The sequence below is a fragment of the Pseudomonas sp. KB_15 genome (assembly GCF_052114525.1).
Lineage (GTDB): Bacteria > Pseudomonadota > Gammaproteobacteria > Pseudomonadales > Pseudomonadaceae > Aquipseudomonas.
Window position 1 is genome coordinate 73,418 of the sequence record NZ_JBFREX010000013.1, and the last position, 10,742, is coordinate 84,159.

General features: G+C 55.8%; 10 protein-coding genes, 4 tRNA genes and 1 rRNA gene. All 15 read right to left on the reverse strand.

Going from position 1 to position 10,742, the window contains the following annotated elements:
- Window positions 1-60: 60 nt before the first annotated feature.
- Window positions 61-4,134, reverse strand: coding sequence for a DNA-directed RNA polymerase subunit beta (gene rpoB, locus AB4Z35_RS14030; protein WP_442097627.1), 4,074 nt, complete (start codon window positions 4,132-4,134; stop codon window positions 61-63).
- 220 nt (window positions 4,135-4,354) lie between these two features.
- Window positions 4,355-4,720 (reverse strand): 50S ribosomal protein L7/L12, encoded by a 366-nt coding sequence (rplL, locus tag AB4Z35_RS14035; RefSeq protein WP_007970414.1) that lies wholly within the window; start codon window positions 4,718-4,720, stop codon window positions 4,355-4,357.
- 75 nt (window positions 4,721-4,795) lie between these two features.
- On the reverse strand, window positions 4,796-5,296 hold the full coding sequence (gene rplJ, locus AB4Z35_RS14040; RefSeq protein WP_007970413.1) for a 50S ribosomal protein L10: 501 nt from the start codon (window positions 5,294-5,296) through the stop codon (window positions 4,796-4,798).
- Window positions 5,297-5,494: 198 nt separating this feature from the next.
- Window positions 5,495-6,190 (reverse strand): 50S ribosomal protein L1, encoded by a 696-nt coding sequence (gene rplA, locus AB4Z35_RS14045; protein ID WP_003186095.1) that lies wholly within the window; start codon window positions 6,188-6,190, stop codon window positions 5,495-5,497.
- Entirely contained in the window at window positions 6,190-6,621 is a 432-nt protein-coding gene (gene rplK / locus AB4Z35_RS14050; protein WP_442097628.1) for a 50S ribosomal protein L11, read from the reverse strand. Before rplK ends, rplA begins: the two co-directional genes overlap by 1 nt.
- A 117-nt stretch (window positions 6,622-6,738) precedes the next feature.
- Window positions 6,739-7,272, reverse strand: a complete 534-nt coding sequence (gene nusG / locus AB4Z35_RS14055) for a transcription termination/antitermination protein NusG (RefSeq protein WP_007984405.1) — start codon at window positions 7,270-7,272, stop codon at window positions 6,739-6,741.
- Window positions 7,273-7,281: 9 nt separating this feature from the next.
- On the reverse strand, window positions 7,282-7,650 hold the full coding sequence (gene secE / locus AB4Z35_RS14060; RefSeq protein WP_007984402.1) for a preprotein translocase subunit SecE: 369 nt from the start codon (window positions 7,648-7,650) through the stop codon (window positions 7,282-7,284).
- Between the two features lie 45 nt (window positions 7,651-7,695).
- A tRNA-Trp gene (locus AB4Z35_RS14065) sits at window positions 7,696-7,771 on the reverse strand.
- 174 nt (window positions 7,772-7,945) lie between these two features.
- Window positions 7,946-8,021, reverse strand: a tRNA-Thr gene (locus tag AB4Z35_RS14070).
- A 26-nt stretch (window positions 8,022-8,047) separates the two neighbouring features.
- Window positions 8,048-8,121: transfer RNA gene (locus AB4Z35_RS14075), tRNA-Gly, on the reverse strand.
- A gap of 24 nt (window positions 8,122-8,145) precedes the next feature.
- A tRNA-Tyr gene (locus AB4Z35_RS14080) sits at window positions 8,146-8,230 on the reverse strand.
- A 143-nt stretch (window positions 8,231-8,373) separates the two neighbouring features.
- On the reverse strand, window positions 8,374-8,811 hold the full coding sequence (locus tag AB4Z35_RS14085) for a hypothetical protein (protein WP_442097630.1): 438 nt from the start codon (window positions 8,809-8,811) through the stop codon (window positions 8,374-8,376).
- 7 nt (window positions 8,812-8,818) lie between these two features.
- A complete protein-coding gene (locus AB4Z35_RS14090) occupies window positions 8,819-9,568 on the reverse strand; it encodes a pantothenate kinase (protein WP_442097632.1) in 750 nt (249 codons plus the stop codon).
- Window positions 9,558-10,517 carry a bifunctional biotin--[acetyl-CoA-carboxylase] ligase/biotin operon repressor BirA gene (birA, locus tag AB4Z35_RS14095; RefSeq protein WP_442097634.1) on the reverse strand — a complete coding sequence of 320 codons (960 nt, stop codon included), beginning with the start codon at window positions 10,515-10,517 and terminating at the stop codon, window positions 9,558-9,560. The genes AB4Z35_RS14090 and birA overlap by 11 nt, the downstream gene beginning before the upstream one ends.
- 135 nt (window positions 10,518-10,652) lie before the next feature.
- A 5S ribosomal RNA gene (gene rrf, locus AB4Z35_RS14100) occupies window positions 10,653-10,742 on the reverse strand; the annotation flags it as partial.

The window sequence follows — 10,742 nt, forward strand, 5'->3', positions numbered from 1 at the left end:
TTTCCTCCTGGCGGAGCAGAGAGCGTGCAATCCTGCCCCGCTCTCGATTCGCGTCACGTGTTATTCGGTTTCCAGATCGATATCGATGCCGAGGGAACGAATTTCCTTGATCAACACGTTGAAGGACTCGGGCATGCCCGGCTCCATACGGTGATCGCCATCCACGATGTTTTTGTACATCTTGGTTCGGCCGTTCACATCGTCCGACTTCACTGTGAGCATTTCTTGCAGAGTGTAAGCGGCACCGTATGCTTCCAGYGCCCAGACYTCCATYTCCCCGAARCGCTGACCACCGAACTGCGCCTTRCCACCCAGCGGCTGCTGGGTAACCAGGCTGTACGAACCGGTAGAACGAGCGTGCATCTTGTCGTCTACCAAGTGGTTCAGCTTCAGCATGTACATGTAGCCAACGGTAACCGGGCGCTCGAACTTGTTGCCGGTACGGCCGTCGGTCAGCTGCATCTGGCCGCTTTCTGGCAGGTCTGCCAGTTTCAGCATGGCCTTGATTTCGCTTTCCTTGGCACCGTCGAACACTGGAGTGGCCATTGGAACGCCGCCACGCAGGTTTTGAGCCAGGTCCAGGATTTCCTGGTCCGAGAAGTCATCGAGGCTTTCCTGACGACCGCCGATCTCGTTATAGATCTCGTGCAGGAACTTGCGCAGCTCGGCAACTTTACGCTGCTCTTCAATCATGCGATTGATCTTCTCGCCCAGACCTTTGGCCGCGAGGCCCAGGTGGGTTTCAAGGATCTGACCGACGTTCATACGCGAAGGTACGCCCAACGGGTTGAGGACGACGTCGACCGGGGTGCCATTGGCATCGTGCGGCATGTCTTCAACCGGCATGATCACGGAGACCACACCCTTGTTACCGTGACGACCGGCCATCTTGTCGCCCGGCTGGATGCGACGACGGATTGCCAGGTAAACCTTGACGATTTTCAGCACGCCTGGAGCCAGGTCATCGCCCTGCTGCAGTTTGCGCTTCTTGTCTTCGAACTTGTCGTCCAGCAGGCGGCGACGATCAACGATGTAGGCCTGGGCCTTCTCGAGCTGCTCGTTCAGAGCATCTTCAGCCATGCGCAGTTTGAACCACTGGCCGTGCTCAAGACCGTCGAGAACTTCGTCGGTGATGTCCTGACCTTTCTTCAGACCGGCGCCGCCTTCGGCTTTGTGGCCGACCAGAGCGGAACGCAGACGTTCGAAAGTAGCACCTTCAACGATACGGAACTCTTCGTTCAGGTCCTTGCGAATCTCGTCCAGCTGGGACTTCTCGATCGACAGGGCACGAGCATCACGCTCAACGCCGTCGCGGGTGAAGACCTGTACGTCAATGACAGTACCTTTGGTACCGGTAGGTACACGCAGGGAAGTGTCTTTAACGTCGCTGGCTTTTTCACCGAAGATCGCACGCAGCAGTTTTTCTTCCGGAGTCAGTTGGGTCTCGCCTTTCGGAGTGACCTTACCGACCAGGATGTCGCCTGCGCCAACTTCAGCACCTACGTAAACGATACCGGCTTCGTCCAGTTTGTTCAGAGCCGCTTCACCCACGTTAGGGATGTCGGCAGTGATTTCCTCTGGGCCAAGCTTGGTGTCACGGGCCACACAGGTCAGTTCCTGAATGTGGATCGTGGTGAAACGGTCTTCCTGAACAACACGCTCGGACAGGCAGATGGAGTCTTCGRAGTTGAAGCCGTTCCATGCCATGAACGCGATGCGCATGTTCTGACCCAGCGCCAGTTCACCCATGTCGGTGGACGGGCCGTCGGCCATGATGTCGCTACGCTGAACCCGATCACCCTTACGCACCAGCGGACGCTGGTTGATGCAGGTGTTCTGGTTGGAGCGGGTGTACTTGGTCAGGTTGTAGATGTCGACACCGGCTTCACCGGTTTCAACTTCGTCATCGGCAACACGAACCACAATACGGCTGGCGTCGACGGAGTCGATCACGCCGCCACGACGAGCCACGACGCAAACGCCGGAGTCACGGGCTACGTTACGCTCCATGCCGGTACCTACCAGCGGCTTGTCAGCGCGCAGGGTTGGTACAGCTTGACGCTGCATGTTCGAACCCATCAACGCACGGTTGGCGTCGTCGTGCTCGAGGAACGGAATCAGCGACGCAGCAACCGAAACTACCTGCTTCGGCGATACGTCCATCAAGGTGACGTCTTCCGGCGCCTTGACGGTGAATTCGTTCAGGTGACGAACAGCTACCAGCTCGTCGATCAGGACTTTCTTGTCGTTCATCGTGGCCGAGGCCTGAGCGATCACGTGATCGGCTTCTTCGATGGCAGACAGGAACACGATCTCGTCGGTGACCAGAGCGTCTTTCACCACGCGGTACGGGCTTTCCAGGAAGCCGTACTGGTTGGTGCGCGCATAAGCGGCCAGGGAGTTGATCAGACCGATGTTCGGACCTTCCGGCGTTTCGATCGGGCAAACACGACCGTAGTGCGTCGGGTGTACGTCACGAACTTCAAAGCCGGCACGCTCACGAGTCAGACCGCCAGGGCCGAGTGCAGAAACACGACGCTTGTGGGTGATCTCGGACAGCGGGTTGTTCTGGTCCATGAACTGGGACAGCTGGCTGGAACCGAAGAACTCCTTCACCGCCGCAGCCACTGGCTTGGCGTTGATCAGGTCTTGCGGCATCAGGCCTTCGCTTTCAGCCATCGACAGACGCTCTTTGACCGCACGCTCAACACGTACCAGGCCAACGCGGAACTGGTTCTCGGCCATTTCGCCTACGCAGCGAACACGACGGTTACCCAGGTGGTCGATGTCATCGACGATGCCTTTACCGTTACGGATGTCGACCAGGGTCTTCAGTACCGCGACGATGTCTTCCTTGCACAGCACGCCCGAACCTTCGATTTCGGTACGACCGATACGACGGTTGAACTTCATCCGGCCGACCGCAGACAGGTCGTAGCGCTCAGGGCTGAAGAACAGGTTGTTGAACAGGGTCTCTGCAGCGTCTTTGGTTGGCGGCTCGCCAGGACGCATCATGCGATAGATCTCGACCAGCGCTTCCAGTTGGTTGCTGGTGGAGTCGATCTTCAGGGTGTCGGAGACGAACGGACCGCAGTCGATATCGTTGGTGTACAGAGTTTCGATGCGAACAACCTGAGCCTTGGCGATTTTGGCCAGGATCTCGGTGTTCAGCTCGGTGTTGCACTCTGCCAGGATTTCGCCGGTTGCCGGATGCACGATGACCTTGGCGGTTGTGCGACCCAGGACGTAGTCCAGAGGCACATCCAGCTCTTTGATCCCGGCTTTTTCCAGCTGGTTGATGTGGCGAGCGGTGATACGACGACCTTGCTCGACAATAACCTTGCCTTTGTCATCCTGAATATCGAGGACAGCGATTTCACCGCGCAGGCGCTGAGGCACCAGTTCCAGGCTCAGGGTCTCGCCCTTCACGTGAAATACGTTGGTGGTATAGAACGCGTCCAGCACTTCTTCAGTGGTATAGCCCAGCGCGCGCAGCAGTACCGAGGCAGGCAGCTTGCGACGACGGTCGATACGCACGAATACGCAGTCTTTCGGGTCGAACTCGAAGTCCAGCCACGAACCGCGGTAAGGAATGATGCGCGCGGAGTACAGCAGTTTACCGGAGCTGTGCGTCTTGCCACGGTCGTGGTCGAAGAACACGCCCGGGGAACGGTGCAGCTGGGAAACGATTACACGCTCGGTACCGTTGATTACGAAGGTACCGTTTTCAGTCATCAGGGGGATTTCACCCATGTAGACTTCTTGCTCTTTGATGTCCTTGATCGCTTTGTTCGACGACTCTTTGTCGAAAATGATCAGGCGCACTTTTACCCGCAAAGGTACGGCGTAAGTTACACCGCGCAATACGCATTCTTTGACATCAAATGCCGGTTCGCCCAGGCGATAACCGACGTACTCCAGCGCAGCATTGCCGGAGTAGCTGATGATCGGGAAAACGGATTTGAAGGCCGCATGCAGGCCCACGTCGCGGAACTGATCTTTAGTCGCTCCCGCTTGCAAGAATTCACGATACGAATCCAGCTGGATGGCCAGGAGGTACGGCACATCCATGACGTCCGGCAACTTGCTAAAGTCCTTGCGGATACGTTTTTTCTCAGTATATGAGTAAGCCATCAGCGTTCCCCAGCTTGGTCACCTGCTTGTTTGGCCCCTCCCGACGGGAGCAGCCAGAAAATCGTGCAAACCCCATGGTTTGCGCCACCGCATCGGGTGGTTACAGCACGTTATCGGCACCGACCGAGTCGGCTGCCAATAACGGAAAAAGGCCGGTGGCAAGAGCCACCAGCCATCAGCCTGTCGCTTAACGCTCGGGCTGGAGGAGCAAAGTCGATGCTTACTTCAGCTCGACTTTAGCGCCTGCTTCTTCCAGAGCTGCTTTGGCTTTGTCAGCTGCGTCTTTGGCAACAGCTTCCAGAACCATGGCAGGTGCGCCGTCAACTACAGCCTTGGCTTCTTTCAAGCCCAGACCGGTCAGTTCACGTACAGCCTTGATCACGTTAACTTTCTTCTCGCCAGCTTCGGTCAGCATGACGTTGAATTCGGTTTGCTCTTCAGCAACGGCAGCAGCAACAGCTGGACCAGCCGATGCAGCAGCAGCGGTAACGCCGAATTTTTCTTCGAAAGCTTTGATCAGCTCAACAACTTCCATTACGGACATGTTGCCAACTGCTTCAAGGATATCGTTCTGAGAGATAGACATGAATCTAATTCCTGATATTGGGGACGGCCTACGCGACCATCGAAAAAAACAAAAAACGCGAGAAGTTGACGAGCCTTAGGCTGCAGCAGCTTCTTTCTGGTCGCGAATTGCCGCCAGAGTACGAGCCAATTTGCTGGTAGCGCCTTGAATCACGCTCATCAGCTGAGAAATTGCTTCGTCACGGGTCGGCAGAGTTGCCAGTACGTCGATTTGGTTAGCTGCGAGGAACTTGCCCTCGAACGCAGCTGCCTTGATCTCGAACTTGTCCTGACCCTTTGCGAATTCCTTGAAGATCCGGGCAGCAGCGCCTGGATGTTCTTTGGAGAACGCAATCAGGGTAGGGCCAGTGAACACGTCGTTGAGGACACTGAATTCAGTGTCAGCAACAGCGCGCTTGAGCAGGGTGTTACGTACGACACGTACGTAAACGCCAGCTTCACGAGCCTCTTTACGGAGTCCGGTCATCGCGCCTACTGTTACGCCACGGGCATCAGCCACGACAGCGGACAGAGCGACTTTGGCAGCCTCGTTGACTTCAGCGACGATGGCCTTCTTGTCTTCGAGTTTAATTGCCACGGGTTTAACTCCTGCTTGTTACCGTTTCATCTGGTCGAAACCGGATGTCGTTTTGGTGTCTGATTCGGTAAGGAACCGGGAGCACCATCTGCGTAGGCTTGTGGTTTAAGACTCGCGCCGCCTACGGTCTTGGATAGCCCCCGCCAGGCAGGGACCCCAATTTTTCAATTGGCGCAATCGCTTGCGCCAATCTGTGTCTTACGCGTCGAGCGAGCTTTGGTCGATGACCAGACCTGGGCCCATAGTGGTGCTCAGGGTAACGCGCTTGACGTAAATGCCTTTCGAGGAAGCTGGCTTGATACGCTTCAGATCAGCGATCAGGGCTTCAACGTTTTCCTTCAGCTTGACGGCATCGAAGCCGATCTTGCCAACGGAAGTGTGGATGATGCCGTTTTTGTCGGTGCGATAACGAACCTGACCAGCCTTGGCGTTTTTAACCGCGGTAGCTACGTCTGGAGTTACGGTGCCGACTTTAGGGTTAGGCATCAGGCCACGTGGACCGAGGATCTGACCCAACTGACCTACAACGCGCATTGCATCCGGGGATGCGATCACTACGTCATAGTTCAGGTCGCCGCCTTTCATTTCGGCAGCCAGGTCGTCCATGCCAACGCGGTCAGCGCCGGCAGCCAGAGCGGCTTCAGCAGCTGGACCCTGGGTGAACACAGCAACGCGAACGGTCTTGCCAGTGCCGTGTGGCAGCACGGTAGCGCTACGAACGACCTGGTCGGATTTACGCGGGTCAACACCCAGGTTTACAGCTACGTCGAACGACTCGCTGAACTTGACAGTCGACAGCTCGGCCAGCAGAGCAGCGGCGTCTACAAAGTTGTAGGCCTTGCCTGCTTCGATTTTGCCGGCGATAGCCTTTTGACGCTTGGTCAGCTTAGCCATTACACACCCTCCACGTTAAGGCCCATGCTACGAGCAGAACCGGCGATAGTACGCACGGCTGCTTCCATATCAGCTGCAGTCAGATCCGCGTTTTTGGTTTTCGCGATTTCTTCCAGCTGAGCACGAGTCACGGTGCCAACCTTAACGGTGTTCGGACGAGCGGAACCGCTGGTCAGACCGGCCGCCTTCTTCAGCAGAACCGAAGCAGGGGTGGATTTGGTTTCGAAAGTGAAGCTACGGTCGCTGTAGAYAGTGATGATCACTGGAGTCGGCAGACCTGGCTCAAGACCCTGAGTACGGGCGTTGAAAGCCTTGCAGAATTCCATGATGTTCACGCCGTGCTGACCCAGAGCAGGACCAACAGGTGGGCTTGGGTTAGCCTGAGCGGCCTTCACTTGCAGCTTGATGTAAGCGGTAATCTTCTTGGCCATGAGGCACTCCAATTACGGGTTCGAACGCCTCGAGAGGCTCCCCGGTTACTTGCGCGTTTATCCCAGTGACGACAAAACCCCACAGCCTACGGCTGCGGGGTTGGGATTTTTGTTCAACTAGACCTTTTCGACCTGGCTGAACTCGAGCTCCACCGGAGTAGAGCGACCGAAAATGAGCACTGCGACCTGGATCCGGCTCTTTTCGTAGTTAACTTCTTCAACAACACCGGTAAAGTCCGCAAACGGACCATCATTGACACGCACCGACTCGCCCGGCTCGAACAACGTCTTCGGCTTCGGCTTGTCGCTGCCATCGGCAACGCGGCGCAGAATGGCTTCTGCCTCTTTATCGGTGATTGGCGCAGGCTTATCGGCAGTACCACCAATGAAACCCATCACCCGAGGAGTATCCTTGACCAAGTGCCAAGTACCCTCGTTCATATCCATCTGCACCAGCACATAGCCAGGGAAGAATTTGCGTTCGCTTTTGCGCTTCTGGCCATTGCGCATTTCAACCACTTCTTCAGTGGGAACCAGAATCTCGCCGAAGCCATCTTCCATACCGGCCAGCTTTACGCGCTCGATCAGCGAGCGCATTACATGCTTCTCGTAACCGGAGTAAGCATGCACAACATACCAACGCTTAGCCACGGGACACCCTTAGCCGACAATCAAGGAAACAAGCCAGCCGAGCAGGGAATCAAGCCCCCACAACAGCAACGCCATAACCAGGACAACAGCCACAACGATCAACGTGGTCTGCGTGGTTTCTTGGCGAGTTGGCCAAACGACTTTACGAATTTCGGTGCGGGCTTCCTTAACCAGTACAAAGAAAGACTTGCCCTTGACCGTCTGCAGGCCTACAAAGGCAGCTACGGCAGCAATAGCAAGCAATGCGAGTACGCGGTACAGGATCGGCGAAGCAGAAAAGTACTGATTGCCAACAACGCCAACAACCACCAGAGCGACTACTACAAGCCACTTGAGGAGGTCGAAACGAGAGCCTTGAGCTTCAGCTTTAGGAGTCATCTATGAAGATCCTGTGAAAAGAAAGCCAGACACACCAAGTGAATCTGGCAGGTCAGGAGGGAATCGAACCCCCAACCTACGGTTTTGGAGACCGTCGCTCTGCCAATTGAGCTACTGACCTAAAACAAAATCAGGCCGACCATTATGCCGACCCGAAAAAGACTTTACAACACTTACTAGGCAACCCTGACTGCAACACCGACATCAACGACACCGGCAACCTTCAGAAACACATTCAGGCGCAACCACTACCACCTAAAACAAAGGCAGATATTTTCATATCTGCCTTGTTATATGGAGCTCTTGAGCGGATTTGAACCGCTGACCTCACCCTTACCAAGGGTGTGCTCTACCAACTGAGCTACAAGAGCGTAACACTGTGCAAAACCTGTAAACTTGGAGCGGGTAGCGGGAATCGAACCCGCATCATCAGCTTGGAAGGCTGAGGTTCTACCACTAAACTATACCCGCGAGGCTTACAGCTCTCGCTAAAAATGGTGGAGGGGGAAGGATTCGAACCTTCGAAGTCGTAGACGTCAGATTTACAGTCTGATCCCTTTGGCCGCTCGGGAACCCCTCCTAAGCGAGCCGGCATTCTACATCATGCCAGCCTTCTGTCAAGCATTTTTCTCATTAAAAACCTGAGCTTAGCTGCGTTGACCTCACTTCACCTCGTTAACCGTTTCCGGTGTTCGCTGTGGAGCGGGCGCCATTCTATGCAAACTATTCGGTGGGTGCAACCCCCTCGCACGGCATTATTTTATGTTTTAACTCATTGAATTCTTTAGAAAGGTTTTGCAGCTGCAGATCGTCCAGCCAACGCCGGCTTTCCGGGGCAATACGCACCCAATACCCCGCGCTCTCTGAGCCCTTGGGCAGGGATTGATACTTGACCTCCATCCCGCTCAACCGCCGCTCAACGGCCTGCGCGGCCTCCTGGCGTGTATAGCCCCCCAGATAAAGGCAGCCATTGTCTGTCGAGACAGCTTTACCCTTATCTTTGGATACATCACTTGCTTCGCTCAACAAGCGGATATCCTGTTGAGACCCGCGATACAGACTCAAAGGCGTGACATCCTTTGCGCGCAGAGGAGCCTCCTGTTGATGCCAGATGTAGTAGAACCCATTGAGGACAAGCAGCAGCAGAAACAACCAACGCATAAAAACCTCAGGACAAGGGACAGGCCATGGCCAATCCGACAAACACCAAGTCCGGAACAACCCTGGCCCGAGGCACGATCTCAGAAACCAGGCTCGCATCCCCCCCGGTGAGGAATACGACAAAGTCCTCCCCCCAGTAGCTGCGCGCCAGCTCGAGCTGAGTCAGTACGAAGCCGCGTAACATCAACAAACAACCACGCTCTACGGCCTCGACAGTCGCGCGACCAGGGACAAGACTTTCCAGAGCCTGCTCGGCCGCCAGATCCCCATAACGAATTTTGCGCGTGTGGGTGCGCAATTGGTTGCGCATCAACGGCATCCCAGGACAGATGAAACCACCCAGGTGCTCTCCATCCGCCGCGATAAAGTCGGCAGTCACGGCCGTACCGAAGTCGAGCACCAGGCACGCACCTGAAGCCAGATGAAAGCCCCCAAGCATTGCAAGCCACCGATCCAGACCCAGCCGTTCAAACTCCTCATACCCATTGCGCACGCCTGACATTTCGCGCGCAGGCGTTGCGCACACAACCGGCATATCAAAGGTATCCCCGAGCAAAGACGTCAGCGCAGCGGTTTCCTCCGCGGTCCTGACGCTCACCAGCCGGCAAAACGTGAGTGCAAGCCCTTTGACAGCCCCCAACCCCTCAAGCAATGCGAGCCCGGAATCGACGACCCCCTCACCAAGCACCTGCCCGGCATTAACGGCAAGCACACGCCATTTGATGAAACTATTCCCACAATCGAGCTCAAGAATCATCACGCAACCTCAGGCTCAACTCACCACCACTGAAGACCTTCTCCACACCATCCACCTTCAGGCGCAAGGCGCCTTGGCCATCAATACCAAGCACCTCACCGTCAATTTGATTGACACCGGCAATCAACGACACGCTTCGCCCCTGCCACAGATGATTCTGCTCCCACTCTGACTGGATGACCAAGAAACCACCCGCCTGATGACGAACCAGGTATCGCTGCAGCATCTCCCCCAACACAGCGACCAATTGGTTGCGATCAAACATTTTGCCTGACTCGAGCCGCATGGATGTCCACTGCTGGTCCACCTCGTCAGCGGACTGCATATTCACATTGATTCCAACCCCCAGAACCACGTGGCACACATCAGCAGGGTCACCAACCAACTCGAGCAATATTCCCGCGATTTTTTTCTGACCCACGAGGACATCGTTAGGCCACTTCAATCCAGCGGCTGCGATACCGAGCTCACGCAACGTCTGCAAAACAGCAAGCCCAACGACAAGACTCAAGCCCTCCAACTGGCGCATCCCACCATCAATGCGTAGTACAAGGCTGTAATAGACGTTTTCTGCGAATGGACTGACCCACTTGCGCCCCCGTCGCCCGCGACCGGCCGTCTGCCGCTCCGAAAGCACAACAAACGGCGCCGCCTGCCCTCGCTCGATAGCACGCAGTGCCTCGGCGTTCGTGGAGTCGATTGAGTCGTAAACCTGAACGGGCCAGCCGCCAGAAAGCGCCTGAGCGCTTATCTCGGCAGGATCGAGCAGCGCTAATGGCGCGGACAATTGATAGCCGCGTCCACGAACCTTATGAATAGACAAACCCAGCTCAGCCTCCAAATGCTGAAGCTGCTTCCACACAGCACTACGACTGACGCCCAGGGCAGCACCCAATGCTTGACCCGAATGGAATCGGCCATCTTTAAGAAGCTTTAACAACATCAGCATGCAGGTCTCGCCTCACAATGAGGCCCGCATGATAGCCACGCACCGAGCGATTGCATAGAAATCCGGTAGCCGTGACTTTCCCGCGGACAAAAACAAAACCCCAACTGCTTTCGCAATTGGGGTTTCGGAATTTAATCTTGACGATGACCTACTCTCACATGGGGAAACCCCACACTACCATCGGCGATGCATCGTTTCACTGCTGAGTTCGGGATGGGATCAGGT

Coding starts and splice junctions, on each gene's coding strand:
- AB4Z35_RS14090 (WP_442097632.1), bottom strand. CDS start 9,568: ATGATTCTTGAGCTCGATTGTGGGAATAGTTTCATCAAATGGCGTGTG.
- birA (WP_442097634.1), bottom strand. CDS start 10,517: ATGCTGATGTTGTTAAAGCTTCTTAAAGATGGCCGATTCCATTCGGGT.
- rplL (WP_007970414.1), bottom strand. CDS start 4,720: ATGTCTATCTCTCAGAACGATATCCTTGAAGCAGTTGGCAACATGTCC.
- rplA (WP_003186095.1), bottom strand. CDS start 6,190: ATGGCTAAGCTGACCAAGCGTCAAAAGGCTATCGCCGGCAAAATCGAA.
- secE (WP_007984402.1), bottom strand. CDS start 7,650: ATGACTCCTAAAGCTGAAGCTCAAGGCTCTCGTTTCGACCTCCTCAAG.
- AB4Z35_RS14085 (WP_442097630.1), bottom strand. CDS start 8,811: ATGCGTTGGTTGTTTCTGCTGCTGCTTGTCCTCAATGGGTTCTACTAC.